The organism is Streptomyces sp. NPDC104381 (assembly GCF_055583745.1).
Map to the genome: position 1 here is coordinate 1 of NZ_JBVJNK010000014.1, position 26,161 is coordinate 26,161.

Annotated in this window: 27 protein-coding genes; 17 read left to right on the forward strand and 10 right to left on the reverse strand. The window is 71.9% G+C overall.

From position 1 onward, the window contains the following. Positions 1 to 116 precede the first annotated feature (116 nt). The 8 genes from ACZ607_RS34180 to ACZ607_RS34215 all read left to right on the forward strand — a co-directional run bounded on the left by ACZ607_RS34180 (position 117) and on the right by ACZ607_RS34215 (position 6,926). Positions 117 to 764: an HAD family hydrolase gene (locus ACZ607_RS34180; RefSeq protein ID WP_469741634.1), complete on the forward strand. Its 648-nt coding sequence runs from the start codon at positions 117 to 119 to the stop codon at positions 762 to 764. Between the two features lie 44 nt (positions 765 to 808). After that, positions 809 to 2,011 (forward strand): MFS transporter, encoded by a 1,203-nt coding sequence (locus tag ACZ607_RS34185; RefSeq protein WP_469741638.1) that lies wholly within the window; start codon positions 809 to 811, stop codon positions 2,009 to 2,011. Further along, the gene (locus ACZ607_RS34190; RefSeq protein WP_469741640.1) at positions 1,980 to 3,152 is read left to right on the forward strand and encodes an acetoin utilization protein AcuC; all 1,173 of its coding nucleotides are present in this window, start codon (positions 1,980 to 1,982) and stop codon (positions 3,150 to 3,152) included. Before ACZ607_RS34185 ends, ACZ607_RS34190 begins: the two co-directional genes overlap by 32 nt. A 77-nt stretch (positions 3,153 to 3,229) precedes the next feature. Beyond that, entirely contained in the window at positions 3,230 to 4,045 is an 816-nt protein-coding gene (locus ACZ607_RS34195) for a phosphatase (protein WP_469741643.1), read from the forward strand. A gap of 128 nt (positions 4,046 to 4,173) precedes the next feature. After that, positions 4,174 to 4,386 (forward strand): helix-turn-helix domain-containing protein, encoded by a 213-nt coding sequence (locus tag ACZ607_RS34200; RefSeq protein ID WP_014046653.1) that lies wholly within the window; start codon positions 4,174 to 4,176, stop codon positions 4,384 to 4,386. Positions 4,387 to 4,496: 110 nt separating this feature from the next. Beyond that, entirely contained in the window at positions 4,497 to 4,595 is a 99-nt protein-coding gene (locus ACZ607_RS34205) for a 30S ribosomal protein bS22 (RefSeq protein WP_003948845.1), read from the forward strand. Between the two features lie 212 nt (positions 4,596 to 4,807). Then, the gene (locus ACZ607_RS34210) at positions 4,808 to 5,863 is read left to right on the forward strand and encodes an NAD-dependent epimerase/dehydratase family protein (protein WP_469741645.1); all 1,056 of its coding nucleotides are present in this window, start codon (positions 4,808 to 4,810) and stop codon (positions 5,861 to 5,863) included. A 16-nt stretch (positions 5,864 to 5,879) separates the two neighbouring features. After that, a complete protein-coding gene (locus ACZ607_RS34215) occupies positions 5,880 to 6,926 on the forward strand; it encodes a lysophospholipid acyltransferase family protein (protein WP_469741647.1) in 1,047 nt (348 codons plus the stop codon). A gap of 69 nt (positions 6,927 to 6,995) precedes the next feature. On the opposite strand, the gene ACZ607_RS34220 is transcribed toward ACZ607_RS34215, so the two are convergent. From ACZ607_RS34220 to ACZ607_RS34230, 3 genes are all read right to left on the reverse strand, one after another. Then, positions 6,996 to 8,192 (reverse strand): DUF5667 domain-containing protein, encoded by a 1,197-nt coding sequence (locus ACZ607_RS34220; RefSeq protein ID WP_469741649.1) that lies wholly within the window; start codon positions 8,190 to 8,192, stop codon positions 6,996 to 6,998. A 212-nt stretch (positions 8,193 to 8,404) separates the two neighbouring features. Further along, on the reverse strand, positions 8,405 to 9,190 hold the full coding sequence (locus tag ACZ607_RS34225; protein ID WP_469741651.1) for an ECF subfamily RNA polymerase sigma factor, BldN family: 786 nt from the start codon (positions 9,188 to 9,190) through the stop codon (positions 8,405 to 8,407). Positions 9,191 to 9,583: 393 nt separating this feature from the next. After that, complete coding sequence (locus ACZ607_RS34230; RefSeq protein ID WP_469741655.1) at positions 9,584 to 10,525, reverse strand: HAD family hydrolase; 942 nt, start codon at positions 10,523 to 10,525, stop codon at positions 9,584 to 9,586. Positions 10,526 to 10,669: 144 nt separating this feature from the next. On the opposite strand from ACZ607_RS34230, the gene ACZ607_RS34235 reads away from it, so the two are divergent. The 5 genes from ACZ607_RS34235 to ACZ607_RS34255 all read left to right on the forward strand — a co-directional run bounded on the left by ACZ607_RS34235 (position 10,670) and on the right by ACZ607_RS34255 (position 16,153). Further along, the gene (locus tag ACZ607_RS34235) at positions 10,670 to 10,945 is read left to right on the forward strand and encodes a glutaredoxin family protein (RefSeq protein ID WP_469741657.1); all 276 of its coding nucleotides are present in this window, start codon (positions 10,670 to 10,672) and stop codon (positions 10,943 to 10,945) included. Between the two features lie 285 nt (positions 10,946 to 11,230). Then, on the forward strand, positions 11,231 to 12,019 hold the full coding sequence (locus ACZ607_RS34240) for a redox-sensing transcriptional repressor Rex (RefSeq protein WP_469741659.1): 789 nt from the start codon (positions 11,231 to 11,233) through the stop codon (positions 12,017 to 12,019). Beyond that, positions 12,016 to 13,506, forward strand: coding sequence for a glutamyl-tRNA reductase (locus tag ACZ607_RS34245; RefSeq protein WP_469741662.1), 1,491 nt, complete (start codon positions 12,016 to 12,018; stop codon positions 13,504 to 13,506). Before ACZ607_RS34240 ends, ACZ607_RS34245 begins: the two co-directional genes overlap by 4 nt. Next, positions 13,503 to 14,489: a hydroxymethylbilane synthase gene (gene hemC / locus ACZ607_RS34250; RefSeq protein WP_099177653.1), complete on the forward strand. Its 987-nt coding sequence runs from the start codon at positions 13,503 to 13,505 to the stop codon at positions 14,487 to 14,489. Before ACZ607_RS34245 ends, hemC begins: the two co-directional genes overlap by 4 nt. Beyond that, positions 14,486 to 16,153: a bifunctional uroporphyrinogen-III C-methyltransferase/uroporphyrinogen-III synthase gene (locus ACZ607_RS34255; protein WP_469741665.1), complete on the forward strand. Its 1,668-nt coding sequence runs from the start codon at positions 14,486 to 14,488 to the stop codon at positions 16,151 to 16,153. Before hemC ends, ACZ607_RS34255 begins: the two co-directional genes overlap by 4 nt. An 80-nt stretch (positions 16,154 to 16,233) precedes the next feature. On the opposite strand, the gene ACZ607_RS34260 is transcribed toward ACZ607_RS34255, so the two are convergent. After that, a complete protein-coding gene (locus ACZ607_RS34260; protein ID WP_469741667.1) occupies positions 16,234 to 16,971 on the reverse strand; it encodes a class I SAM-dependent DNA methyltransferase in 738 nt (245 codons plus the stop codon). A 132-nt stretch (positions 16,972 to 17,103) separates the two neighbouring features. On the opposite strand from ACZ607_RS34260, the gene hemB reads away from it, so the two are divergent. Next, a complete protein-coding gene (gene hemB / locus ACZ607_RS34265) occupies positions 17,104 to 18,099 on the forward strand; it encodes a porphobilinogen synthase (protein ID WP_469741669.1) in 996 nt (331 codons plus the stop codon). A 9-nt stretch (positions 18,100 to 18,108) separates the two neighbouring features. On the opposite strand, the gene ACZ607_RS34270 is transcribed toward hemB, so the two are convergent. From ACZ607_RS34270 to ACZ607_RS34280, 3 genes are read right to left on the reverse strand one after another with little or no spacing between them, the layout of a single operon-like run. Then, complete coding sequence (locus ACZ607_RS34270) at positions 18,109 to 18,768, reverse strand: response regulator (RefSeq protein WP_469741671.1); 660 nt, start codon at positions 18,766 to 18,768, stop codon at positions 18,109 to 18,111. After that, entirely contained in the window at positions 18,765 to 19,913 is a 1,149-nt protein-coding gene (locus tag ACZ607_RS34275) for a sensor histidine kinase (RefSeq protein ID WP_469741674.1), read from the reverse strand. The genes ACZ607_RS34270 and ACZ607_RS34275 overlap by 4 nt, the downstream gene beginning before the upstream one ends. Continuing rightward, positions 19,910 to 20,746, reverse strand: a complete 837-nt coding sequence (locus tag ACZ607_RS34280) for a lysostaphin resistance A-like protein (RefSeq protein WP_469741676.1) — start codon at positions 20,744 to 20,746, stop codon at positions 19,910 to 19,912. The genes ACZ607_RS34275 and ACZ607_RS34280 overlap by 4 nt, the downstream gene beginning before the upstream one ends. Before the next feature lie 178 nt (positions 20,747 to 20,924). On the opposite strand from ACZ607_RS34280, the gene ACZ607_RS34285 reads away from it, so the two are divergent. Next, on the forward strand, positions 20,925 to 22,244 hold the full coding sequence (locus ACZ607_RS34285) for a hypothetical protein (RefSeq protein WP_469741678.1): 1,320 nt from the start codon (positions 20,925 to 20,927) through the stop codon (positions 22,242 to 22,244). Here ACZ607_RS34285 and ACZ607_RS34290 read toward each other — a convergent pair. The 3 genes from ACZ607_RS34290 to ACZ607_RS34300 form a co-directional block, all read right to left on the reverse strand. Beyond that, positions 22,227 to 23,393, reverse strand: coding sequence for an RNA polymerase sigma factor (locus tag ACZ607_RS34290; protein ID WP_469741912.1), 1,167 nt, complete (start codon positions 23,391 to 23,393; stop codon positions 22,227 to 22,229). The genes ACZ607_RS34285 and ACZ607_RS34290 overlap by 18 nt on opposite strands. A gap of 8 nt (positions 23,394 to 23,401) precedes the next feature. Next, positions 23,402 to 23,809, reverse strand: coding sequence for a YciI family protein (locus ACZ607_RS34295; RefSeq protein ID WP_469741680.1), 408 nt, complete (start codon positions 23,807 to 23,809; stop codon positions 23,402 to 23,404). 249 nt (positions 23,810 to 24,058) lie between these two features. Then, positions 24,059 to 24,409: a hypothetical protein gene (locus tag ACZ607_RS34300; RefSeq protein WP_469741681.1), complete on the reverse strand. Its 351-nt coding sequence runs from the start codon at positions 24,407 to 24,409 to the stop codon at positions 24,059 to 24,061. Positions 24,410 to 24,522: 113 nt separating this feature from the next. On the opposite strand from ACZ607_RS34300, the gene ACZ607_RS34305 reads away from it, so the two are divergent. After that, positions 24,523 to 25,659, forward strand: coding sequence for a winged helix DNA-binding domain-containing protein (locus tag ACZ607_RS34305; protein WP_469741683.1), 1,137 nt, complete (start codon positions 24,523 to 24,525; stop codon positions 25,657 to 25,659). A 61-nt stretch (positions 25,660 to 25,720) separates the two neighbouring features. Continuing rightward, entirely contained in the window at positions 25,721 to 26,161 is a 441-nt protein-coding gene (locus ACZ607_RS34310) for a glutaredoxin domain-containing protein (protein WP_469741685.1), read from the forward strand.

Here is a 26,161-nt window from a genome sequence, read left to right on the forward strand (position 1 = left end):
GTACTGCAGGGGGGACCCTGTGGGAGAGTAGGACGCCGCCGAACAATTATTCCGGGAAAGCCCCGTGCCCTTGTGGCACGGGGCTTTTCTGCGTTCTGAGCGTCTAGGGTCGAACCATGCGCTACGAACTGGTCATCTTCGACAACGACGGCGTGCTCGTCGACAGTGAGCCGATCTCCAACACCGTCCTGGCCGGCTACCTCACGGAGCTCGGTCACCCCACCTCGTACGAGGAGTCCCTCCGCGACTACATGGGGGCCGCCGTCCACCGGGTCCACGACCTGGTCGACGAGCGGTCGAGCCAGAAGCTGCCCGCGGACTTCGACGAGGAGCTGCACCGCCGGACCATCGCCGCGTTCCAGGCGGAGCAGCTGGCAGCGGTCGACGGGGTGGAGGAGCTGCTGGGCGAGCTCGTCGCCGACGGGGTGGCGTACTGCGTCGCCTCGTCCGGAAGCCACCAGAAGATCGCGGCCGGGCACCGGAACACCGGGCTCGACCAGTGGTTCGAGGAGGAGTGGATCTTCAGCTCCGAGGACGTGGGGCGAGGCAAGCCCGCCCCGGACCTGTTCCTCCACGCCGCCGAACGGATGGGCGTCGCCCCCGAGCGGTGTGTCGTGATCGAGGACAGCCCACTCGGCGTCGAGGCCGCCAGGGCCGCGGGGATGGACGTCTACGGCTTCACCTCGATGATGCCGGCGGACCGGCTCGCCGGTGTCACCGCACACTTCGCCGACATGTCGCAGCTCCCCAAACTGCTCGCCTGATCCAGATCTACCCAGCGGTAGCCCGGGGCTCTACGCTCGCGGCCATGACAGATGCGCGGTTGCGGTACGGCAGAGCCTCCCTGGCGCTCAGCTTCCTGGTGCAAGGGGTGACGTTCGCCCTGCTCGTGACGCGCATCCCCGCCATCCAGGACCGGTACGGGATATCCGACGGGCTGCTGCCCGCCTTCCTGGCCGCGGTGCCTGTTCTGGCGGGGGTCGCCAGTGTGGCCACCGAGAAGGTGGTCGCGCGGGTACGGCCCGGGGTGGTGCTGAGGTGGGCGCAGCCCGTCGTGATGCTGGCCCTGCTCGGGGTGGGTGCCGGCAGCGAGATGTGGCAGGTGGCCCTCGCGCTCGGCGTCTTCGGGCTGGCGGTCGGGGCCCTGGACGCGTCGATGAACATGATGGGCGTCAGTCTTCAGCGGGCGTACGGGCGGAGCATCATGCTCGGGTTTCACGCCGCCTACAGCCTGGGTGGCATCGCCGGTGCGTCGATGGCGTGGGCCGGGGCGCACTGGGACCTGTCGCTGCTGGTGTCGTATCTGCCGGCGGTGGTCGTCCTGCTGCCGGCGGCGTTGATCGGGAGCCGGTGGTACGTCGAGGGGAAGGCCGGCGGGGATCCGGTGGGGGCGGAGCCCGCGCGGGGCGCCTCCGTGCCGTTCAGGCTGCTGCTGCCGCTCTGCCTGGTGATGGCGTTCGCGTACATCGGTGACTCGACCGTCTCCAACTGGAGCGCGAAGTATCTGCAGGACGTGCTGGGCAGTTCGGAGCAGCTGGCGACGGTTCCGTACAACGTCTACATGGTGACGACGCTGCTGGGGCGGGCCGTCGGTGACCTCGGGGTGCGGCGGTTCGGGGCGGTGGCCGTGGTGCGGGGCGGCAGTGTGCTGGCCGCCGCCGGGTTCGCGGTGGTGGCCGCGGCGCCCGGTGCCTGGTGGGGGATGCTCGGCTTCACCCTGCTGGGACTGGGGCTCTGCGTGATCGTTCCGCAGACCTTCGCCGCCGCGGGGCGGATGTTCCCCGGGGCGAGCGATGTGGCCGTGGCCCGGCTGAACGTCTTCAACTACGTGGGCTTCCTCGTGGGCTCTCCGCTCGTGGGGGCGCTGGGGGACGCGTGGAGTTACCGGGGGGCGATGCTCGTGCCCATGGTGCTGGTCCTCGCGACGCTGGTGTACGCCCGGTCGTTCGGGTCGGAGCCCGCCCGATACGGTGGCGGGCATGAGCGGGCGCGCGCGGCTGATGTGGGATGAGGCAGTAACGGGATACGACTTCGGGTCCAGTCACCCCATGGATCCGGTGAGACTCGCCCTGACGATGGGGCTGGTGCGGGCGTACGGCCTGGACGGGTCGGTGGATGTCCGGTCGGCCAGGTCCGCCGGGGACTCCACGCTGCGGCTCGTGCACCGTGAGGACTACGTGGCGGCCGTGCGGGCCGCGTCCGCGGCTCCGGGCACCGCCGACCAGGCGTACGGGCTGGGGACCGTCGACGATCCGGCCTTCGCGGGGATGCACGAGGCGTCCGCGCTGATCGCCGGGCTCTCGGTGGGTGCCGCCGAGGCGGTGTGGCGCGGGGAGAGCGAGCACGCCGTGAACTTCACGGGCGGGCTGCACCACGCGATGCCCGGGGCGGCCTCGGGCTTCTGCGTGTACAACGATCCGGCGCTGGCGATCGCCCGGCTGCTGGAGCTGGGCGCCGAGCGCGTGGCGTACGTCGATGTGGACGTCCACCACGGCGACGGGGTGCAGGCGGCGTTCTGGGAGGACCCCCGGGTGCTGACCGTGTCGCTGCACGAGCACCCGCGCACGCTGTTCCCGCAGACCGGCTGGCCGGAGGAGACCGGTGCCGGGGCGGGTGAGGGCGGTGCGGTGAACGTGGCGCTCCCGGCGGGGACGGGCGATGCCGGGTGGCTGCGGGCGTTCCACGCGGTGGTGCCCGAGCTGCTGGAGGAGTTCCGGCCACAGGTGCTGGTGACCCAGCACGGCGCGGATACGCACTTCGAGGACCCGCTGGCCCATCTCGCGGTGTCCCTGGACGCCCAGCGGGCCGTGATGGAGGCCTGTCACGACCTCGCGCACAGCTGTGCCGAGGACGGGCGCTGGGTGGCGCTGGGCGGGGGCGGTTACGCGGTGGTGGATGTGGTGCCGCGGTCCTGGACCCATCTCGTGGGGATCGCCGCGCATGCGCCGGTGGACCCGGAGTCGGTCATCCCGTCGTCGTGGCGGGACGAGGTCTACGCCCGTACGCGGCAGTTGGGGCCGGGGCGGATGACGGACGGCCGTACGCCGTCGTGGAAGCCGTGGGAGGACGGGTACGACCCGGCGGACCGGCTGGACCAGGCGGTGCTGGCGACGCGGCGGTCGGCGTTCCCGCTGCGGGGGCTGCTGGCCTGAGGCCGCGGTTACGCCAACGGTGGGGCGGTATCCGGGTTCCGGCCCGGTGGCGGGCCCGGTGCGGGAGCATCGGGAGGGTGTTGAGCACCGGAGCGCTGCGCGCCCACCTGCTGGCGGCCCGGCTCGCCGGGCCCGTGGCCACGCCGCGGGAGACCAGTCTGCGGAGTTACCGGCTTTTCGCCGCGCGAGACCCCCGGGTGCTGCTCGGGCTCGACCCGGACCGGGCCTGGGGGGAGCGTGACCTGCTGCGGCTGATGGCCGACAAGTGCGGGGTGTCGAACGATCCTGATCATGTGTCAGGGCCGGATGTGATCGATCCCGAGCGGACGCTGGCGGCGCTGGACGCGTTCGCCGAGCGGCTCGCCGGGGCTGCGGAGAGGCGGGCGCCGGTGCTGTTCGGCACCGGGCATCCGCACCGGCTGCTGGGGTTCTACGCCGGGTTGGCAGACGCTTTGTCGGCGGCGGGGTGCGCGGTGCTCATCCCCGCGCAGGGTCGCAGTGTCGACATAACGACCCGGTTCGGCGTACGCACGTACGCCCTTGACCACGTACGGGGCGTCGCGCTGGTGCGCGAACCGGGCGTGCGGCTCTCCGGGAGTGCCACCGGCGCACACACCCACTCCCCGCTGCCGGTCCGGGCCGTGCTGGAGGAGGCCGTCGACGCGCGTGGGGTGCTGCCCGAACTGGTGGTGGGGGACCACGGATGGGTCTGCGGGGCAGGTCAGCTGGGCATCGAGGCCATCGGGCTGGCCGATACGGATGACCCGGCGCTGTTCGTGGGGGAGGCGGAGGGGCGGGTGTCCGTCGCCGTGCCGCTGGACGACGGCGTACGGGCGGACTACTACCGGCCTCTCGCTCGGTATGTACTCAATCGGGCGTGTCTGTCACAGTAGGCGGCCGATCGTCTCACCTCTTCCCCACTCGCATCACCCGCCCCTAATCTGGGGAGTGAGCGCACAACGACGAAGAGTCACCGGAGGGGAAGCCGGTGCGCGTCTCGTGCGGAAGGTACAGGTGGGTCATGGCTGCTGGCAGCGAGAGGCCTCTCAACGAGGTCAAGTTTCTGACCGTGGCGGAAGTCGCCTCGGTCATGAGGGTGTCGAAGATGACCGTGTACCGCTTGGTGCACAGCGGTCATCTGCCGGCGATCAGGGTGGGAAGGTCCTTCCGGGTCCCGGAGCAAGCGGTTCACGAGTATCTCCGAGAGTCCTTCGTGGGGGTGGAGTCGGCCTGACGTCGCCCTCGGATTACGCCCCTCACGCGGTGGCGGGTAGGCTAGGCCGACGTAGGTCGTGTGGGCCCAGACGCCCCGCACCAGTGAAGAAGAAGTGAGCGAGGGTAGTCGTGGGCTCTGTTATCAAGAAGCGGCGCAAGCGGATGGCCAAGAAGAAGCACCGCAAGCTGCTCAAGCGCACGCGCGTTCAGCGTCGCAACAAGAAGTAAGCGAACGCAGTTCGTGAGTCCGAGGCCCTTCCGCCGTCCTGGCGGGAGGGCCTCGGTGCGTATCCGGGCCTTGTGTGCGGCGGATCCGGTGGTATTCGCGCCATCCGCCCGGCAAAGCCCGCCCGGGGTCATCACAGGGCAACATCCAGCGACTACGGTGACGGCCAGGGGATGACCCCCGCTCGGTGAACGATCGACGGAAGGCGCTGATCTTGGGGAAGATCGTGCTCGTCACAGGTGCGGCCCGGCAGCTCGGAGGCCGTTTCGTGCGGCGTATCCAGCGGGACCCCGGTGTGGACCGGGTGATCGCCGTGGACGCGGTCGCGCCGGATCATCAGCTGGGGGACGCCGCGTTCGTCCTGGCGGACATCAGACAGTCGGCGATCGCGAGGGTCCTCGCCGAGCACTCCGTCGACACGGTCGTCCACCTGGACGTCTCCGCGAAGGCGCTGGGCGCGGGCGGCCGGACGACGGTCAAGGAGACCAACGTCATCGGCACGATGCAGCTGCTCGGTGCCTGCCAGAAGTCCCCGACCGTGCAGCGGCTCGTGGTGAAGTCCAGCACGAACGTGTACGGCTCCGCCCCCCGGGACCCCGCGGTCTTCACCGAGACGACGCCCCCCAAGTCCCTGCCCAGCGGCGGATTCGCCAAGGACGCCGTGGAGGTCGAGGGTTACGTCCGAGGCTTCGCCCGCCGCCGCCCGGACGTGGCCGTGTGCGTCCTGAGGTTCGCGAACATCCTGGGGCCCGAGCCGGACTCCCCGCTCGCCGACTATCTGGCGCTGCCGGTCCTGCCGACGGTCCTCGGGTACGACCCCCGGCTGCAGTTCGTCCACGAGGACGACGTCGTCGACGTACTGGAGATCGCCGCCCGTGAACCCCGGCGCGGAACGCTGAACAGCGGCACGTTCAACATCGCGGGCGACGGTGTGCTGCTGCTCTCGCAGTGTTCGCGCCGGCTGGGGCGGCCGACCGTGCCGGTGCTGCTGCCCGCCGTGACCTGGGTGGGGTCGGCGCTCCGTACGATCGGCATGACGGACTTCTCGCCGGAGCAGATCCGGCTGCTCACCCACGGCCGGGTCGTCTCGACGGTGCAGATGCGCGAGACGCTCGGCTTCCGGCCGAAGTTCACCACGGCGGGGACGTTCGCGGAGTTCGCGCGGAGCCGGGGGCCGGGTCTGCTGCCGCCCGAGCGGGTGGGCAGAGCGGTCGGGAGGCTGGCGGAGCTGCCGATCGGCAGGACACATTCGACTGACGGCGCCAGGTAGAGGAGCGCGACCGACGATGGCGGACGCCAAGGTCATTCCGTTCGACGACGACCGTTCGCGCTCCGGCGCGGGGCGGCGCAGGGGCACGCTGCCGGGCGGCCGGGACCGGACGCCTCCACAGGGCGGTCCCGCGCCCGTGAGCGCCCTTCCGGGCGGCCAGGTGCCCGAAGGGGCCGCGGAGGCCGCCGGCGGGCCCTCCCAGGACGACGGGGAGGGTTCCGTGAGCGGCTGGGACCGGCGGATCGCGGGCGGGCTCGCGTTCCTGCGGCGCCGGCTCACCGGTGATTACGAGGTCGACGAGTTCGGCTACGACAAGGAGCTGACCGACCAGGTCCTCATGTCGATGCTGCGGCCGCTCGCGGACACGTACTTCCGGGTCGAGGTGAAGGGCATCGAGAACATCCCGTCCGAGGGCGGGGCGCTCATCGTGGCCAACCACTCCGGGACGCTGCCGCTGGACGGGCTGATGCTCCAGGTCGCGGTGCACGACAACCACCCGGCGGAGCGGCATCTGCGGCTCCTCGCGGCCGATCTCGTCTTCATGCTCCCGGTCGTCAACGAGCTGGCCAGGAAGGCCGGGCACACCCTCGCGTGCGCCGAGGACGCCGAGCGGCTGCTGCAGCGCGGTGAGGTCGTCGGGGTGATGCCGGAGGGCTTCAAGGGCATCGGGAAGCCGTTCGGCGAGCGGTACAAGCTGCAGCGCTTCGGGCGGGGCGGCTTCGTGTCGACGGCGCTGCGGGCCGGGGTGCCGATCGTGCCGTGCTCGATCGTGGGCGCGGAGGAGATCTACCCGATGATCGGCAACTCGAAGACGCTGGCGCGGATCCTGGGCGTCCCGTACTTCCCGATCACGCCGACCTTCCCGTGGCTGGGACCGCTGGGCGCGCTGCCGCTGCCGACGAAGTGGACGATCCAGTTCGGGGAGCCGATCCCCACGGACGGGTATCCGCCGGAGGCCGCGGAGGACCCGATGCTGATGTTCAACCTGACGGACCAGGTGCGGGAGCAGATCCAGCACACGCTGTACAAGCTGCTGGTGCAGCGCCGGTCGGTCTTCTTCTGATCCGGCTTCCGGCCGACGCGAGGAGGGGGCCGTCCGGTGCGGACGGCCCCCTCCCCTCGTACGGTCGTCCTATTGGTCGACGTCCTCGCCGTGGATGCCGAGGCCGGGCAGCAGGCCCGGGAGCAGCGGCGGCAGGGTGACGTCCGGTGCGGGGGACGTGCCGGAGGTGCCGCCCGGGGACGACGGGGTGGTGCCGTCCGTCGGCAGGTCGTCCAGCAGACCGTCGGTGCCGCCGCCGATGAGGCCGTCGGCGGAACTGCTGCCGGAGCCCGAGGGCTTCGGCGTGGCGCTGGTGGACGCGCTGTCGTCGGGTGCGGCGGACGAGGACGGAGCCTTGTGGCCCGGGGCCGCGGAGTCCCGGTCCTCCTGGGTGGAACCGGCCGGAGGCGCGTCCTCCCCGGTGCCCGGTGTGCGGGGCAGCAGGGACTTCAGCGGGGCCACTTCCTGGTCCATGGCCTCGAAGACCGAGCTGACCTTGTCGCTGATGTCGGTCAGCTGGACGGGCAGCCGGTCACGGAGGCTGCTCCAGCTCGCGCGGTGCGAGCGGGAGAAGGTGTCCAGCGTCTGGATGGGGCCGATGGCGCCGTCGCGCCGGTAGGCGCTGCTGAGCAGGCGGTGGCCCTCGGTGGCGTCGTGCGTCATGCCGTCGAGCGCGCGCCTGACCTCGCTGATCGACTCGTGGTCCAGCTCGCCCGAGCGGCCCCGCTCCATCAGCCGGCGGGCCTCGCTGAGACGGGTCGACGCCTGGTCGAGGTAGACCTCGCCCCGGTCGGCGTCGCCGTTGGCCATGCCGAGGCTGAGGTCCTCCATGCCGCGCTTGAGCGGGTAGAGGGAATCACCGGGCAGGGCGTCGGAACTGGCAGCGGCCACTCCGCCGAATGCTCCCGCGGCCACACCCACCGTGAGCCCGCCGGCGGTGAGGCCCTTCGCCCAGCGGGAGCGGGGACGCAGCCTCCGGATCGGGGAGGCCCGGTGGGCTCCCTTGCTCCGCTGTTCGGGCACGGTAGGGACCGTGGGCGCACCGCCTTCGGCGAACATGGTCTCCATGGCCGCGAGGAGCTGGGCTCGCTGCACCACTTTGACCTCGGGATCGAATTGCGGCTCCGGTAGCTCACCGAGGCCGTTCGCCAGGGCCAACAGCGGTCCGTGGTCGGCCGGTTGGGCCGGGTCCTCGGGCTGTACGGCCGCCGCACCCTCGGGGGACTGCTCCTCCAGGGCCTGGGCGAAGGCGTTCGCCCGCCGGTGTGCCGAGACGTTTGCGATCACTGGCGGCACCTCCTCTCGTCATGACGGTCGACTCCCCTGAGGGTCCGGAAGGTTGCCCACCGGAGGCGTTTCCACACGATCGAGCGACGTGTGAAAGCGGTCAGGTGGGGCGACAGGGGGCCTGCATCCGGCACAACGAGTGGCGCGGCAGTTGGGTTACGGACAGGAGATGATCCGATCGGTGTGTCACGGACACGTCACGGATGGTGACGTCAGCGGGCGTCGTCCGGCAGGAGTCGTGCGAGCGTGCGCACGGCCCGGTACTGCAAGGTTTTGATCGCGCCCTCGTTCTTCCCCATGACCCGGGCGGTCTCGGCGACCGAGAGGCCCTGCAGGAATCTCAGGGTCACGCACTCCTGCTGCTGCGGGTTGAGCCGGCGTACGGCTTGCAGCAGTGCGGCGTTGGAGAGGGACTCCAGGACGGAGTCCTCCGGGCTCCGCGCGACCTCGTTGGCGTCGAGCATTTCGCCGGTGGTCACTTCCAGCCGGAAACGACTGGATTTGAAGTGGTCGGCGACCAGGTTGCGGGCGATCGTGACCAGCCAGGCGCCGAAGTCACGGCCCTGCCAGGTGAACGTGGAGATGCGGCGCAGCGCGCGCAGGAACGTCTCACTGGTGAGGTCCTCCGCCGTCGCCTTGCCTCCCACGCGGTAGTAGATGTACCGGTACACGGTGTCGCTGTACTGGTCGTACAGGCGGCCGAAGGCCTCGGCCTCACCGGCCTGCGCGCGCTCGACGAGATCCATCATGCGCGCGCTGTCGCTGTCGGCGGTCGGGCGGCGGACGGGAGCCGACGACGCGGCAGCCGCAGTGCCGCGGCTGGTGCGTCTTCCGACGGCCGCGCTGCGTTCGGCCAGCGCGTAGCAAGGGCCGGCAGGTACAGGGGTGGCGAATTGGGGGACGGCGTACGCGGTGGGGACGAAGCCGCGCAAGTGGTCGAGGACCGTTGCGCGCAGCGTAGCCAGGCCCGAGGTGTCAACCCCGACGTGTGGGTACACGGGACTCCCAGAGGCAGAGCTTCCATCACGTGCAGTTGGAAATCCGTCACTCGTGGTAGCGGGTGACGGGCTCCTTGTGCGTCTGAGGAGAATAACGCTTCGTACAGGCCGTGCTACACCCAGTTGCTCAAATCACCGGTTACGTCGCTTCCGTAACCTCTAAGTGACGGTTCAAGTGGCACATCGTGACCGGTTATTGATCGAATAGCTTCGGGAACTGCCTGCGGGGGCGACGGGTTGTGGTCGCCCGCACACAACGCGACTGGCCGGAGCGATGGGTGTCCGTGCCACTGTTCCGCTCCCGATTGGGCGTACGTCCCCGGGCGTGCCGCTTCCACGCCGCACGGCGGCGCCGAGAGGGGTGCCGCGAGAGGGGTGCGAGGAGAGGGCGGGTCAGCGGCGGCGGCGGTGGAGCGCCACCGCGGCGGCCGTGCCTCCGGCCAGCGCGCCGACGCCCGCCGCGGCGGGGATGCCGACCTTGGCCGCCTTGCGGCCCGTGCGGTAGTCGCGGAGCCGCCAGTCCAGGGAGCGGGCGTGCTTGCGCAGCTTGGAGTCCGGGTTGATCGCGTACGGGTGGCCGACCAGGGACAGCATGGGGATGTCGTTGTGCGAGTCGCTGTACGCGGCGCAGCGCTCCAGGTCCAGGCCCTCGGCCGCCGCCAGCGCGCGCACCGCCTCGGCCTTGGCGGGGCCGTGCAGGGGTTCGCCGACCAGCCGGCCCGTGTAGACGCCGTCGACCGACTCGGCGACCGTGCCCAGGGCTCCGGTGAGGCCCAGCCTGCGGGCGATGATCGTGGCGGTCTCCACCGGGGCGGCGGTGACCAGCCAGACCTTCTGGCCCGCGTCGAGGTGGGCCTGGGCGAGGGCGCGGGTGCCGGGCCAGATGCGGTCGGCCATGTACTCGTCGTAGATCTCCTCGCCGATGGACATCAGCTCGGAGACGCGGTGGCCCTTGACGATGGACAGCGCGCTGTCGCGGGCGTCCTGCATGTGCTCCGGGTCCTCGACGCCGGCCAGCCTGAACCAGGCCTGCTGCCAGGCGAACCGGGTGAGCTCGCGCCGCTGGAAGAACTTCCGCTTGTACAGGCCGCGGCCGAAGTGGAAGATCGCGGCGCCCTGCATCACGGTGTTGTCGAGGTCGAAGAAGGCCGCGGCCCGGGTGTCACCGGCCACCGGGAACGCGGGTTCCCGGGTCTCCTCCGGGGTGGTGCGCAGTTCTTCGGCGCCGGCCGGGAGGGCCGACTTCTGCGCGGCCTCGGCGGCGGCCTCGCCTGCGAGCACGCTGCGTGCCGTGGCGGGGCGCCTGCGGGGGGTGAGCCATCCAAGAGCGGCCATGTCGTGAGCATAGCCATTCTGTTCGGCTGTTCCCGACCCGGCGGGATGCGGCGGTGTGAACTCTCCGGGACCAGGGCGTTAAACGGGTGATTCCGCGCACCCGGCGGACCCGGAGGAGTCCGTCCGGGGGAGCAGAATGAAGGTATGAGTGCTCTGCTGCGCCGTACGAAGAAGAAGCCCGCGGACCGGGTGGTGACCCTCGTGGGGAAGCCCGGTTGTCACCTCTGCGACGACGCGCGGCTGGTGGTGAGCGCGGTCTGCGAGGAGACCGGCGCGTCCTGGGTGGAGAAGGACATCACGCGGGACGAGGCGCTGTACAAGGAGTACTGGGAGCAGATCCCGGTGGTCCTGATCGACGACGAACAGCACACGTTCTGGCGGGTGGACGCGGCACGGCTGCGCACGGCACTGCGTACGTGAGGGGGCTTCCTCTGCGAAACCCGGTTAACATCATGGGCGTTTTGAGTGGTCTCGGGGGCGTGGACTTGAGGAGTGTGTACCGTCTTGCCCCCTTCGGGCCTGCAACGGGCTGATGGCGTCCCCGGTTCCGGGATCACGCAGGGAATATGCGTGACCCCGGTCACTTTGACCAGACAAAACGGACACTATCTTTGTGCACGCGTTCACAAAGACATAGCCTGCTGTCGACGGGGCGGTCATAGGACATACGGCCGCCTGCAGCCCCGCTCATCCCGCAGGAGCACCGTGGCAACTGGCCGAACTCACCGACCGGCGACCCGTAGCCGAGGAATTCCCGAGGCCACCGTCGCCCGGCTTCCGCTGTATCTCCGCGCACTGACGGCGCTCTCCGAGCGCTCGGTCCCCACGGTTTCCTCCGAGGAACTCGCCGCGGCGGCGGGGGTCAACTCCGCCAAGCTGCGCAAGGACTTCAGCTACCTGGGCTCCTACGGCACGCGTGGTGTCGGGTACGACGTCGAGTATCTCGTCTACCAGATCTCCCGCGAACTCGGGCTCACCCAGGACTGGCCGGTCGCGATCGTCGGCATCGGTAACCTCGGCGCCGCCCTCGCCAACTACGGCGGGTTCGCCTCCCGTGGCTTCCGGGTCGCCGCGCTGATCGACGCCGACCCCGCGATGGCGGGTACGCCGGTGGCCGGGATCGCCGTGCAGCACACCGATGACCTGGACCGGATCATCAGCGACAACGGTGTGTCCATCGGCGTCATCACCACCCCGCCCGGCGCGGCGCAGCAGGTCTGCGACCGGCTGGTCGCCGCGGGTGTGACCTCCATCCTGAACTTCGCGCCGACGGTGCTCTCCGTGCCGGACGGCGTCGACGTGCGCAAGGTCGATCTCTCGATCGAGCTCCAGATCCTCGCCTTCCACGAGCAGCGGAAGGCCGGCGAGGAGGCCGCTGCCGACGGCAGGGCGGTCGTGGAGGCCGACGACGAGGAGGAGGCGCCGCCGATGCGCGCCACCCCCACCGGCCGGAAGGGACCTGACGGGGACATGCCCGCCGTGATGCCGGCATGAGTCTCCTGGTCGTAGGTCTGAGCCATCGCAGCGCCCCCGTCTCCGTACTGGAGCGGGCGTCGCTGGCGGTCGAGGCCCGGACGAAGCTGCTTCAGGACACCCTCGCCGCGGAGCCCGCGACCGAGGCCGCCGTCCTGGCCACCTGCAACCGCATCGAGCTGTACGCGGACGTGGACAAGTTCCACGCGGGTGTCGCCGAGCTGTCGACCCTCCTCGCGCAGCACAGCGGGGTCGGGCTGGACGAGCTCACTCCCTATCTTTATGTGCACTACGAGGACCGGGCCGTCCACCACCTCTTCTCGGTGGCGTGCGGGCTGGACTCGATGGTCGTCGGCGAGGGCCAGATCCTCGGCCAGATCAAGGACGCGCTCGCGCTGGGGCAGGAGCTCCACACCGCCGGCCGTCTGCTGAACGACCTCTTCCAGCAGGCGCTGCGGGTCGGCAAGCGGGCCCACAGCGAGACCGGAATCGACCGGGCCGGGCAGTCGCTGGTCACCTTCGGCCTCGAGCAGCTGGCCGACGGCGAGGACGTCACCGCCTGGGCGGCCGGCAAGCGGGCCCTGGTGATCGGCGCGGGCTCGATGTCCTCGCTCGCCGCGGCCACCCTGGCCCGTGCGGGCGTCGAGGAGATCGCCGTCGCCAACCGGACCCGGGCGCGCGCCGACCGTCTCGTCGAGCTCCTCGGCCAGGCCGGTGTCCCGACCGCGCGCGCCGTGGCGATGGCCGGTGTCGCCGACGAACTGACACGTGCCGACGTCGTCGTGTCCTGTACGGGCGCGACCGGGCTGGTGCTGACCGCGGAGGCGGTCGCCGGTGCGCTCGGCGTCGACTTCGAGACCGCGACGGAGGCGCCCGAGGCCCCCGCCGCCGCGCCCGGCGAGCTGGACCAGCACGCCGCCTGGGTGGAGAACGGTTCCGCCACGGCCGCCGCACGGGACCGTGCGGCGCACCGGGTGCCGGTGCGGCCGGCCGCCACCGGGCCCGCCCGGCTGCACCTGCTGGACCTCGCGATGCCGCGTGACATCGACGGAGCGGCCCACCGCGTCGCCGGTGTGCGCCTCGTCGACATCGAGTCGCTCGCCGAGGCGTCCGCGGACGCCCCGATGGCCGCCGATGTGGACCAGGTGCGCACCATCGTCGCCGACGAGGTCGCCGCCTTCGGAGCCGCCCAGCGCGCCGCGCACATCACCCCGACCGTCGTCGCCCTGCGCACCATGGCCGCCGATGTGGTGGCCGGCGAGATCGCGCGGCTCGACGGACGCCTCCCCGACCTGGACGAGAAGCAGCGCGCCGAGATCACGCAGACCGTGCGCCGCGTCGTCGACAAGCTCCTGCACGCGCCCACCGTGCGGGTCAAGCAGCTCGCCAGCGAGCCCGGCGGCGCCGGGTACGCCGACGCGCTGCGGGAACTCTTCGACCTCGACCCGCAGACGGTGGCCGCCGTCTCACGGGCAGACCTGAACGACCCGAATAGAGGGCGGTCATGACCGACAACTCACCCCTGGGCGGGGAGACCACCACACCGCTCCGGCTAGGCACCCGGCGCAGCAAGCTCGCCATGGCGCAGTCCGGCATGGTCGCTGATGCGGTCCGCGAGGTGACCGGGCGTGCCGTCGAGCTCGTCGAGATCACCACGTACGGGGACGTGTCCCGGGAGCACCTGGCGCAGATCGGCGGGACCGGTGTGTTCGTCGCCGCTCTCCGCGAGGCGCTCCTGAGCGGCGAGGTGGACTTCGCGGTCCACTCGCTGAAGGACCTTCCGACCACGCAGCCCGAGGGTCTCGTCCTGGCCGCGGTGCCGACGCGCGAGGACCCGCGCGACGCACTGGTGGCGCGGGACGGGCTGACCTTCGAGCAGCTGCCGCCCGGTGCCCGCATCGGCACCGGCTCGCCGCGCCGCATGGCGCAGCTCAACGCGTACGCCCGCTCGCACGGCCTCGAGATAGAGACCGTCGCGATCCGCGGCAACGTCGATACGCGCATCGGTTTTGTACGGAGCGGCGAGCTGGACGCGGTGGTACTCGCCGCCGCCGGGCTCAGCCGCCTCGGACGCACGGACGAGGTCACCGGCTTCCTGCCGGTCGACACCGTCCTGCCCGCTCCCGGCCAGGGAGCACTGGCGGTCGAATGCGCTGAAAGCAGCGCGGACCTCGCCGCAGCACTCGCCGAGCTCGACGACCCGTACACCCGGGTCGCCGTGACCGCCGAGCGCGCCCTGCTCAACGCCCTGGAGGCCGGCTGTTCCGCACCTGTGGGTGCGCTGGCCGACCTCCTGGCCGACGGGCAGGTTGTCAACGAACTGCGCCTGCGCGGTGTCGTCGGTTCGACCGACGGCACTTCCCTGGTGCAGCTGTCCATCACCGGTCCCGTCCCCACGTCGCACGACGACGCGGCGGCCCTCGGTCGCGAGCTCGCGGCCGAGATGCTCGCCAAGGGTGCGGCCGGTCTTATGGGGGAGCGAGCACTTTGAGCCCCACCGGCCCTGTCGTATCCGACTTCCCTGTCCTGTCCTCAGGGCATGTCACCTTCCTCGGCGCCGGTCCCGGCGACCCGGGACTGCTGACTCTGCGCGCCGTCGAGGCGCTCGCGAGCGCGGACGTCCTTGTAGCCGAACCTGACGTTCTCGACGTCGTTCGCTGCCATGCGCGGGCAGGGGTGAGCACGCCTGAGCTGACGGTTGTTGACACGGCGTCAACACCCGCCGGTGTACCCGTTCTCAGGGATGCCGCCAATCTTGTCATGGAGGCAGCGAAGGGCGGCAGGCGGGTGGTGCGCGCCGTCACGGGCGACCCCGGCCTGGACGGCGACACGGGCGCCGAGATGCTCGCCTGCGCCGCCGCGGGTGTGCCGTTCGAGGTCGTGCCCGGCATCGCGAACGCGGTCGGTGTGCCCGCGTACGCCGGTGTGCCGCTGCGGGACGCGCAGGGTGCCGATGTGCGCTTCGTCGACGCGCGTACGGCGTCGGACCGCTGCTGGTCCGAGGTCGGTGCGAGCGATGCGACGGCCGTGGTGTCCACGTCGCTCGACTCGGTGGCCGCGGCCGCCGGTGAGCTGGTCTCGGCTGGCCGCAAGCCCGACACCCCGCTCACGGTGACGATCGCCGGGACGACGACGCGCCAGCGCACCTGGACGGCGACCCTGGGGACGATCGCCCAGGTCCTGAAGCAGGCGAAGGTCCTCCCGTCGCCGGACGGGCACCTGCCCGTCATAGCCGTGGTCGGGGAGCGCAGCTCCGCGGCCCAGCGCGACCAGCTCGCGTGGTTCGAGTCCAAGCCGCTGTTCGGCTGGAAGGTGCTCGTGCCGCGTACGAAGGAGCAGGCGGCGTCGCTCTCCGACCAGCTGCGTTCGTACGGTGCCGTGCCGCACGAGGTCCCGACGATCGCGGTCGAGCCGCCGCGTACGCCCCAGCAGATGGAGCGCGCGGTCAAGGGCCTGGTCACGGGCCGCTACGAGTGGATCGCGTTCACCTCGGTCAACGCGGTCAAGGCGGTGCGGGAGAAGTTCGAGGAGTACGGGCTCGACGCCCGTGCGTTCGCCGGGATCAAGGTCGCGGCCGTCGGTGAGCAGACCGGGGCCGCGCTGGTGGACTTCGGTGTGAAGCCGGACCTGATGCCGTCCGGCGAGCAGTCGGCGGCGGGTCTGCTGGAGGACTGGCCGCCGTACGACCCGGTCTTCGACCCGATCGACCGGGTGTTCCTGCCGCGTGCCGACATCGCCACGGAGACCCTGGTCGCCGGGCTGATCGAGCTGGGCTGGGAGGTCGACGACGTCACCGCGTACCGCACGGTCCGCGCCTCGCCGCCGCCGGCCGAGACCCGGGAGGCGATCAAGGGCGGCGGGTTCGACGCGGTGCTCTTCACCTCGTCGTCCACGGTCCGCAACCTGGTCGGTATCGCGGGCAAGCCGCACAACGTGACGGTGATCGCGTGTATCGGCCCGGCCACGGCGAAGACCGCCGAGGAGCACGGCCTGCGGGTCGACGTCCTGTCCCCGGAGCCGTCGGTCCACAAGCTGGCCCAGGCGCTGGCGGACTTCGGCGCGCAGCGCCGGGACGCGGCCAAGGAGGCCGGTGACCCGGTGACCCGGCCGAGCGAGCGGCGCCCGGGCGCCCGGCGTCGCAGGTCGACGACCTGAGCCTGAGTCGCGTGTGAGGGCCGGCCCGCCTCCTGGGGAGGTGGGCCGGCCCTCACCCGTATGCGGCGGGGCTCCGGGTCTCAGTCCGGCTTGCGCCACACGGAGACGTGGCCGGTGGAGTCCTGGGTGAACGGTGTCCCGTCCCAGTCCGCGACCCGGAGTTCCCGCTCCAGCCCGGCGATCCGTGCCATGAGGTCGAGCTCCGCGGGCCAGACGTAGCGCTGCCGGCAGGAGCCGCGGCGGTAGCGGCCGTCCTCGTCGCGGGTGAAGTGGTGTGAGACGAGGGTCTGTCCGACCAGGTCGAAGGTGTCGAACCCGAGGTGCCGGTCGGAGACGTCGAAGGGCACCGCCTCCTGCGTCGGGGGCAGGAGCCGTAGCGGCGGCACGGTGAGCTCGACGACGAACCGGCCGCCGGGTTCCAGGTGGCGGGCGGCGTTGCGGAAGCACTCGACCTGCTCGTCCTGGGTGAGCAGGTTCCCGATGGTGTTGTAGACGAGGTAGACCAGGGTGAACGCGCCGGGGACGACCGTGGTGGCCATGTCCCCGATGTGGACCGGGAGGGTGTCCTCGTCGATCTTGCTCCGGAGCACGGCGGCCATGTGCTCGGACAGTTCGACGCCGGTGACCGGTACGCCGCGTTCTGCGAGGGGGATGCCCACACGGCCGGTGCCGATGGCGAACTCCAGGGCCCGCCCGTCCCCGGCGAGGCCGGACAGGAAGTCGAGGGTCGGTCCGAGGAAGGCGGCGGTGGATCTCGGTGCCTCCTCGGCGTCGTAGCGGTCGGCGGTCTCGTGGTTCCACAGTTCGCTGCTCGTCACGGGCGAGCACTCTGCCGGGGTTACCGGTGCCCTGTCGACGCATTTACCGCTCCCCGGAGGGGCGCCCGGACCGCTCTTTTTCCGGCTCGGGTGTCGGTAAACCGGTGATGTGTGCGGGTCTAGTCTCGAAGGATGACCGACTACGGAAACTTCCCCGGTTCGCGCCCCCGCCGACTGCGGACGACCCCTGTCATGCGGCGCATGGTCGCCGAGACCCGGCTCGATCCGGCGAACCTGATCCTGCCCGCGTTCGTGCGTGAGGGCATCGACGCCCCGGTCGCCATCTCGGCCATGCCGGGCGTGCAGCAGCACACCCTGGACACGCTGCGGAAGGCCGCCGTGGACGCGGTCACGGCCGGTGTCTCGGGGATCATGCTGTTCGGTGTCCCGCTGGACGAGAAGAAGGACGGCCGGGGCACGGCGGGGACGGACCCGGACGGCATCCTCCAGGTCGCTCTGCGCGCGGTCCGGGAAGAGGTGGGCGACGACCTGATCGTCATGTCCGACCTGTGCCTGGACGAGTTCACCGACCACGGGCACTGCGGGGTGCTGACCGGGGACGGCCGCGTCGACAACGACGCCACCCTGGAGCGGTACGCGGAGATGGCCCAGGTCCAGGCCGACGCGGGCGCCCATGTGGTGGGGCCCAGCGGGATGATGGACGGCCAGGTCGGGGTGATCCGCGACGCGCTGGACCAGACCGGTCACGAGGACGTGTCGATCCTCGCCTACACCGTGAAGTACTCCTCCGCCTTCTACGGCCCGTTCCGCGAGGCGGTGGGCTCCTCGTTGCAGGGCGACCGCAAGACGTACCAGCAGGACCCGGCGAACATCCGGGAGTCGCTGCGCGAGCTGGCGCTGGACCTGGAGGAGGGCGCCGACATGGTCATGGTCAAGCCGGCCGGCCCCTACCTGGACATCCTCGCCAAGGTCGCCGACGCGGTGGACGTGCCGGTCGCGGCGTACCAGATCAGCGGCGAGTACGCGATGATCGAGGCCGCCGCGGAGAAGGGCTGGATCGACCGGGACGCGGCGATCCTGGAGAGCCTGACGGGCATCCGGCGCGCGGGTGCGCGGATGATCCTGACGTACTGGGCGACCGAGGTCGCACAGAAGCTGGGGCGCTGACCGGGGGCCTCAGGACACCAGGCCCCGGCGGTACGCGTAGACGACCGCCTGGACGCGGTCGCGGAGGCCGAGCTTGGTGAGGATGCGGGAGACGAACGTCTTGACCGTCTCCCGGCTGATCACGAGGGACGCGGCGATCTCGTTGTTGGACAGGCCGTCCGCGATGAGGCGCAGGACCTCCAGTTCGCGCGGGGTCAGCGGGATGTCGGGGCCGTTGTCGTCGGTGGGCCGGATCCGGGCGGCGTAGCGGCCCACCAGCTGGCGGGTCACCTCGGGGTCCAGCAGGGCGGCGCCGGCGGCGACGGTCCTGATGCCGTGGAGCAGCCGGTCCGGCGGTGCGTCCTTGAGGAGGAACCCGCTGGCTCCGGCGCGCAGCGCCTCGTAGACGTACTCGTCGAGGTTGAACGTCGTCACCACGAGGACCTTGACGGGGTGCTCCACCCCGGCGCCCGCGAGGAGGCGGGTGGCCGCGATGCCGTCGAGGACCGGCATGCGGATGTCCATCACCACGACGTCCGGGCGCAGCTTCCCGGCGAGGTCCACCGCGGTCCGCCCGTCCCCGCATTCGCCCGCCACCTCCAGGTCGGGCTGGGCGTCGACGATCGTCGAGAGCCCGGTGCGGATCAGCACCTGGTCGTCGCAGATCAGGACGCGGACGGGGTCGGTCACGAGGGGCTCCCGGCAGGTATGCGGACCCGGACGGTGAAGCCGCCGTCCGGTTGCCGGCCCGCGTGGAAGTCGCCGCCCAGGACGTCGACGCGCTCGCGGAGGCCGGCCAGGCCCCGTCCGCTCCCGCCGGTGAGCGGGGCCTTCGCGTGGGCGCGGTCCGTGCTCACCTCCACGGTGATCTCCTTGTCGCAGTGGCGTACGCGGACCGAAGTGGCGCTGCCGTGAGCGTACTTGAGGGCATTCGTCAGGGATTCCTGCACCACCCGGTAGGCGACGAGGTCGGCGCTGCCGGTCGACTCGGCGGGGGTGCCCTCCTCGGTGAACTCCACGGGCTGCCCGGCCCGCCGGGTCTGTTCGACGAGGGTGAGGAGTCTGCCGACGGGCGCCGGGGTGGCGTCGGTGCCGTGGTCGGGGTTGAGGAGGTTGAGCAGGTGCCGCAGGTCGGTGATGGCCCGCCGGCCGGTGTCTGTGACGGCCGTCAGGCTCTGGTCGAGGCGGTCGGGCGCGGCGGTCAGATAGCGGGCCGCCTCGGCCTGTACGACCATCGCCGTCACGTGGTGGGTCACGACGTCGTGGAGTTCGCGGGCGATGCGGGCCCGTTCGGCGGTACGGGTGTCCTCGGCGACGCGGCGGCGGCGCTCGGCCTCCGCCGCCCGGGTGGAGCGGAGCCACAGTCCGACGCCCCAGGCGAGGGCCACCGCCAGGTAGAACATCACGTACTCGCTGGGCGGTTGGCCCGGGCCGATCTCGTCGAGCGCGACGGCCAACGGGACGTACGCCGCGGTGAAGGCGATCGCGGTGGTGCGCCGGTGGTGTTCCAGCTGGGAGGCCACGCTGATCAGGGCGATGGGCAGCGCGGTGCCCGCGAGCGTGTGGTAGCCGCGGAGCTGGTCGAGCGCGAAGCCGAGCGAGACCAGGGTGAAGCAGCTGACCGGCCACCGTCGGCGCCCGGCGAGCGGGAGGCTCTGGAGGGCGATCGCCACGACGGCCAGGGCGTCGAAGGGGCGGTTGGGCAGGCCGCCGACGTCCGTCCCGTTGCTGTGGTAGACCAGCGAGGCGCCGAACAGGCCGAGGGCGAGCGGCACATACCAGAGGGTGGCGCCGGACCGGCGCCACAGCTCCTGGATCCGCGGAAGTCCGGTCACCGGGGAAGTGTAGTGGTGGCGGCGGCCCGGTCGGCGCGGCGTCGGCGGGGCACGAGGTTGCCGCGCCGGTGGGCCAGCCACAGGAAGCCGAGGGTGATCAGTACGCCGAACAGCACGGTGTACACGCTCCCTTCGGGGCCGAAGGCGCCGCCGGTGACCCAGGTCGGGCCCGAGGTGGCGGTGTCCAGGAGGCCCTGCGGGGTGTCGTTGCCGGAGACCTCGGTGCTGAAGACGCCCCCCGCCGCGAAGTTCCAGCCGAAGTGCAGGCCGATGGGGACCCAGAGGTTGCGGGTCGCGGCGTAGGCGGCGGCGAGCATGCCGCCGGCCTCGACCGCGATGGAGATGGCGCCCCACAGGGAGGCGTCGGGGTTCAGCAGGTGCGAGGCGCCGAACACCACCGAGGTCAGGACCAGCGCGATCCAGGTGCCGGTGCGTTCCTCGATGATCCGGAACAGGACGCCGCGGTAGAGGACTTCCTCGGTCACGGCGGCGGCCGCCATGAAGCCGAGCAGTCCGAGGGCACCGGTGACCGAGCCCAGGCCGTCGACCTCGAAGTGCGCGTTGACGGCGATGTTCGTGATGACGGCGCCGAACATCGCGAAGCCGATGAACAGCCCCCGGCCGAACGCGGGCGCCGCACCCTCGCGGGCCACCTCGGTGGACGGGCGGTGCTCGGTCCTGCGGACCACCCAGCCGTAGACGAGTACGGCGGCCACGGCGGTCAGCAGCCCCAGCACGAGCTGGAGCCAGGGACTGCCCTCCACGGCCGCGACGGTCTGGCCGCCGATCGCGGATATGGCCGCCACGGCCAGCAGTTGCCATATGAACCTCATGAACGCTCCTTCACCGGTGCCGCGACCGAGGTGCCGCGGCGCCTCGAACGCTACGGAGCGGGCGTCCGCGGATCGTCACCTCACGGTGGACACCTGCGTGTAGCTCGCATGGGGGACAGGCCGTGCGGGGAGATCAATTCGGTTGAGGGCACGCACGGTTGCGGCGAGGATCGCCCGCATGTTCTCGCGCAGGAACCGCCGTCCCCGATCCCCCGACCTGGCCGCGGCCTGGGAGCGCCTCGACGGAGGTGATGTCCCCGGTGCGCTCCAGGAGCTGAGGCGTGCGCCCGCGGCGCCGCTGGGGGAGGTGGCGGCGGTGGTGGGCCGGGCCGCGGAGTCGGCCGGGTTCGACGACCTGCGCAAGGCCGCCGCGGCACTGGCGGCGCAGCCCGACCGGGTGCGCCCGCTGTACGACTACGGGTACGCGTGCATCGAGCGCGGTGTGTCCTACCTGGCGATACCGGCGCTGCGGGAGGCCCTGCGCCTGGCGCCGGACTCCGTCGGCCTGCTGCGTGAACTGGTCTCCGCGTACGAGCGCGAGGGCCGGCACCGTGATGCCGTGGAGGCACTGCTCGCCCACGAGGACGGCCTCGGTGACTGGCCCGACCGCTACCTCCTGGTCTTCAACGCCGTCCTGGCGGGCGACCTGGAACTGGCCCGCCGTCACCACGCACGTCTGGGCGCCCCTGCCGACGACGTCTGGCTCGGTGCACGGGACCGGCAGAACCGCGTCCTGGAGCGTGCCGCGTCCGCCGGGCCGGCGAGCCTGCTGGACCACGCGGACCTGCGTGGCTGGCAGTACGTCATGGGCGGCACCGTGCTGAGCACGCTGTCCCCGCACGGTTACGACGCGGGGATGACCGGCCGGTACGCCTGGTTCCAGGACTCCCACGACCAGTGCCTGCAGGGCCTGTTGCGGCTCCAGGCGGTGCTGGCGGCCGCCGGGGTGCGGCCGCGATCGGTGTCCCTGCTGCCGGACCGGGGGAGCAGGATCCTGGGCCTGGCGGCAGCCGAGGTGCTGAGCCTGCCCGCGCTGCCCTTCGAGGAGGGACGGGAGGACACCGTCGTCATCGCGTACGACCTCGACGACACCGCGTGCCACGAGGAGGGACCCGACGTGATCGCGGGACTCCTGCGCCGTGCGCCGGGCCAGGTGCTGCACGAGCACGCGAGCTGCTGGACCGACCCGCCCGCCGTCGCCGCCGACAGCGTCACGCTGCTCCACCAGTCGGTCGTGGCCCCGTGGGGGGAGATCCTTCGGCTCGGTGACGACGGCCGAGCGGAGCGCGGGGAGGCCGACGGGCGGCCGGAGGCGGAGATCGCCGCCGACATCGTGGGCGCCGACCCGACGCCGGACGGAGGGGACGGGGAGACGCCCGCCGACCCCGTCGAGAAGCTCACGGACTTCGTCGCGGCCGTGCGGGGCACCTGGCTCCGGGGCGACCGGGCGGGGCTGCGGTCGTCGGGCCCGGTGGCCAGTTCACGCTTCGGGGGGTGAGGGGCGGGGGTGCCGACGGGCGTTGAGCCGGGCCGCCTGGCGGGTCAGGTGGTCGCGTTCGGCGAGGTCGGATGCCGTGTGGGCCGCCTCGGCGTACAGCCGCGCCGCCGTCGCCAGATCGCCGGCGCGCTCGTGGAGGTACGCCGCCGCCGCGGTCCGGCGCGGCAGCGCGGCGTCCAGTTCCGCGAGGGCGGCCAGGCCGGCGTGCGGTCCGTCGGCCTGGCCCACGGCGACCGCGCGGTTGAGCCGGACGACGGGGCTGTCGGTCAGCCCGGCCAGTTCGTCGTACCACTCGACGATCTGGACCCAGTCGGTCTCCTCGGCGGTGGGCGCGTCGGCGTGGAGGGCGGCGATGGCGGCCTGCGCCTGGAACTCGCCCAGCCGGTCGCGGGCGAGGGCCGCCTGGAGGATCCCGACGCCCTCGGCGATCGTCACGGTGTCCCAGCGGCCGCGGTCCTGCTCGGCGAGCGGCACCAGGCTGCCGTCGGAGGCGGTACGGGCGGCTCGCCGGGCGTGGTGGAGCAGCATGAGGGAGAGCAGCCCGGCCACCTCGGGATGGTCGATGCGGGCGGCGAGCTGCCGGGTGAGCCGGATGGCCTCGGCGGCGAGGTCGACGTCACCGGAGTAGCCCTCGTTGAAGACCAGGTAGAGGACGCGCAGCACGGTGGCGACGTCGCCGGGCCGGTCCAGGCGCACGCCGGAGACGGTGCGCTTGGCCCGGCTGATCCTCTGTGCCATGGTCGCCTCGGGCACCAGATAGGCCCGCGCGATCTGGCGGGTGGTCAGCCCGCCGACGGCGCGCAGCGTGAGCGCGACCGCCGAGGCCGGGGTGAGCGACGGATGGGCGCACAGGAAGTAGAGCTGGAGCGTGTCGTCCACGCCGGTCGCGGGCCCGGGGGCGGGCTCCTCCTCGACGCGGCCCTCACGCCGGCGGCGGGCGGTGTCGGCGCGCGTCGCGTCGAGGAACTTGCGCCAGGCCACGGTGACCAGCCAGCCCTTGGCGTCCTGTGGCCGGCCGTCCGGCCAGACGCGGAGCGCCTCGACGAGCGCGTCCTGTACGGCGTCCTCGGCCGCCGCGAAGTCTGCTCCGCGGCGGACGAGGACGGTGAGTACACCCGGGGTGAGGCTTCTGAGCAGGGCCTCGTCCATCGGTGAGGTCACTCCGTGATGGTGGGCGGCTCGGTCAGGAAGGGGCGTACCTCCAGCCACTCGTGGATCGGCTCACCGCCCGCCCCGGGGGCCGCCGACAGCTCTCCGGCCAGCTCCACGGCGCGGTCGTAGCTGTCGACGTCGATGATCATCCAGCCGGCGATGAGGTCCTTGGTCTCGGCGAACGGTCCGTCGGTGACCGGCGGGCGCCCCTCGCCGTCGTAGCGGACCCACGCTCCCTCGGGGGCGAGCGCCTGACCGTCGACGAACTCGCCCGACTTCTCCAGCCTGGCCGCGAAGTCGTTCATGTACTGGACGTGGGCCGAGATCTCCTCCGGCGCCCACCGGTCCATGGGCACGTCGTTGACCGCGGCGGGTGCGCCCCGGTAGTGCTTCAGCAGCAGGTACTTCGCCATCGTGTTCCTCCTCGGCGGTGCGACCCCTCGTGGTCGCGTTCACTACGGGGACGGAGCGGGTCACCGGATCTCGACATCGGCGGCCGGACTTTTTTCGGCTTTCCCGGATTCGGCTTTCCTGGATTCGGCTTTCGTGGAGGAGCGTAGGTGAGTCGTCTCCGCGAAACCCTGGCCCACGCCGTCCCGGGCGCCACCGGAACGTCCCGGCGCCGGCCGGGACCGGGCCCGCCGGCCGCCGGGCGTCCGAGGTCAGGGCCAGTCGACGAGTGCGGTGAACGCCACGACGGCGACGCAGACGACGGCGGGCGCGGCCACGCAGAGGAGCACCCGGGCGGCGGCGTACCGTCGGCGCCAGGGCAGGACCCAGCCGGCCACGAGGACGACGAGGGAGAGCACGAGACCGGTGCAGAGGACGGCCCACGCCGCGTTGAAGGAGTCGGTGAAGCGGTCGGCCCGTGCGCCGTCGCAGGAGTCGCACGCCATGGGCGACAAGCCGCCGAAGAACAGCGCCAGCGCCGCCGCGGGCAGGGTGACGAGTGTGGAGATCAGCGGCCCGGCCCAGGCGTGCGGGGCGCGGGGGTTCTGGAGGTCTTCCGGCATGCGGACGAGTCAACGCGGCGGAGCGGGGCCGCACATGAGCACTCGTACTCAGGCTTCGGCCGGTGGTGCGGACGGCCCGCCCGACCGGCCACCGGGAGGCATAATCCCGGGCCATGAGTCTCTCCGCCCGCCGGCTCGTCCTGGCGACCCTGGACCGTCAACTCCTGCTGGAGCGGCAGCGCCTCGATGTGGCGGAGGCGGTGCGCCGGGTCTGCGCTCTCCAGGCGCAGTCTCCGGCCTCTCCGTATCTGGCGCTGTGGAACCGGGTGCGGGACTTCGCGCCCGAGGACCTGGACGCGGCCTTCGCGGAGCGCCGGGTCGTGAAGGCGTCCCTCATGCGGATCACCCTGCACGCCGTCCACGCCGAGGACTACGCGCCGTACCACGCCGCCATGGTGGGCCGGTTGCGGTCGTCGCGGCTGTACGACCGCCGCTTCGCCGCGACCGGGCTGACGGACGTCGAGGCGGACGCGCTGCTCCCCGAGCTCGCCGGGTTCCTGGAGCGGCCGCGTACGGGCGCCGAGGTCGAGAGCGAGTTCACCGCGCGGTTCGGGGAGCACGCGCACCGCGTGTGGTGGGCGTTGCGCACGTATGCGCCCGTGCACCACGCGCCGGCCGGTGGACCGTGGTCCTTCACGCAGCGCAACAGCTATCTCGCCGCGCCCGGGGACGTCCCACGGGAGGAAGCGGCGGCCGGGGTACGGAAGTTGCTGCTCGCCTATCTGGGGGCGTTCGGGCCGGCGTCGGCCCAGGACTTCGCCCGGTTCACCATGCTGGACCGGCCGCCGATCACCCAGGCGCTGGGGGAGCTCGACGGCCGGGTGGTGCGGGTGGCGGGCCCCGGCCGCTCCGTCCTGTACGACCTGGCGGACGCCACCGTGCCCCCTGAGGACACCCCGGCTCCGCCGCGGCTCCTGCCGATGTGGGACAGCACGCTGCTGTCCCATGCCGGTGCCGGGCGGGTGGTGCCCGAGGAGTACCGGCCGCTGGTCGTCCGCCGCAACGGCGATGTGCTGCCCTGCCTGCTCGTGGACGGGCAGGTCGCCGGGGTGTGGCGGGTGGCCGGGGACGGGCTGGAACTGACCGCCTTCCACAGGCTAGGCAAGGCGGAGTGGCAGGGGCTGACCGAGGAGGCGGAGAAGCTGTCCGCACTGCTCTCCGGCCGTGATCCGGCGGTCTACGGGCGCTACGGGCACTGGTGGGCCAAGGGGATACCCGGCGCGGAGCGCGTGATCGTCAAGGAGCCCTGAGCCAGCGGTCCCTGAGCGGCCCGTGAGCGGTCTGCTCGGTGGGGATATAGCCTGCGTCACCATGATGCGCGCGTGGATACTGCCGACCCTGCTGGTGCTCTGCGGCGCGGCCGTCGCGGCCGGGCAGCTCTCCCAGGGGAGTCCCGGCCGGGCCGTGGTCTTCCTGCTGCTGTTCGTGCTGCTCGCGGGCGTGAACTCGCCGCTGATCTTCCCGCGGTCCATCGGTGCGCTGGAGGCCCGGAGCCGCAGCGCGGCCGACGGGCGGCCGGTCGTCTACTGGCGGCCGGGGTGCAAGTTCTGCATACGGCTGCGCATCCGGCTGGGCCGCAACGCCCGCCGGCTGTACTGGGTCGACATCTGGCGTGACCCGGCGGGTGCGGCGGTGGTGCGCGAGGCCAACGGCGGGAACGAGACGGTGCCGACCGTCTTCGTGGACGGCCGGCCGCACGTCAATCCTGGTCATGCGTGGGTACGTGAACAGCTCTCCTCCTCCAGGAGTTGA

Coding starts and splice junctions, on each gene's coding strand:
- ACZ607_RS34180 (WP_469741634.1), top strand. CDS start 117: ATGCGCTACGAACTGGTCATCTTCGACAACGACGGCGTGCTCGTCGAC.
- ACZ607_RS34185 (WP_469741638.1), top strand. CDS start 809: ATGACAGATGCGCGGTTGCGGTACGGCAGAGCCTCCCTGGCGCTCAGC.
- ACZ607_RS34190 (WP_469741640.1), top strand. CDS start 1,980: ATGAGCGGGCGCGCGCGGCTGATGTGGGATGAGGCAGTAACGGGATAC.
- ACZ607_RS34200 (WP_014046653.1), top strand. CDS start 4,174: ATGGCTGCTGGCAGCGAGAGGCCTCTCAACGAGGTCAAGTTTCTGACC.
- ACZ607_RS34215 (WP_469741647.1), top strand. CDS start 5,880: ATGGCGGACGCCAAGGTCATTCCGTTCGACGACGACCGTTCGCGCTCC.
- ACZ607_RS34230 (WP_469741655.1), bottom strand. CDS start 10,525: ATGGCCGCTCTTGGATGGCTCACCCCCCGCAGGCGCCCCGCCACGGCA.
- ACZ607_RS34235 (WP_469741657.1), top strand. CDS start 10,670: ATGAGTGCTCTGCTGCGCCGTACGAAGAAGAAGCCCGCGGACCGGGTG.
- ACZ607_RS34245 (WP_469741662.1), top strand. CDS start 12,016: ATGAGTCTCCTGGTCGTAGGTCTGAGCCATCGCAGCGCCCCCGTCTCC.
- hemC (WP_099177653.1), top strand. CDS start 13,503: ATGACCGACAACTCACCCCTGGGCGGGGAGACCACCACACCGCTCCGG.
- hemB (WP_469741669.1), top strand. CDS start 17,104: ATGACCGACTACGGAAACTTCCCCGGTTCGCGCCCCCGCCGACTGCGG.
- ACZ607_RS34280 (WP_469741676.1), bottom strand. CDS start 20,746: ATGAGGTTCATATGGCAACTGCTGGCCGTGGCGGCCATATCCGCGATC.
- ACZ607_RS34285 (WP_469741678.1), top strand. CDS start 20,925: ATGTTCTCGCGCAGGAACCGCCGTCCCCGATCCCCCGACCTGGCCGCG.
- ACZ607_RS34290 (WP_469741912.1), bottom strand. CDS start 23,393: ATGGACGAGGCCCTGCTCAGAAGCCTCACCCCGGGTGTACTCACCGTC.
- ACZ607_RS34295 (WP_469741680.1), bottom strand. CDS start 23,809: ATGGCGAAGTACCTGCTGCTGAAGCACTACCGGGGCGCACCCGCCGCG.
- ACZ607_RS34300 (WP_469741681.1), bottom strand. CDS start 24,409: ATGCCGGAAGACCTCCAGAACCCCCGCGCCCCGCACGCCTGGGCCGGG.
- ACZ607_RS34305 (WP_469741683.1), top strand. CDS start 24,523: ATGAGTCTCTCCGCCCGCCGGCTCGTCCTGGCGACCCTGGACCGTCAA.
- ACZ607_RS34310 (WP_469741685.1), top strand. CDS start 25,721: ATGATGCGCGCGTGGATACTGCCGACCCTGCTGGTGCTCTGCGGCGCG.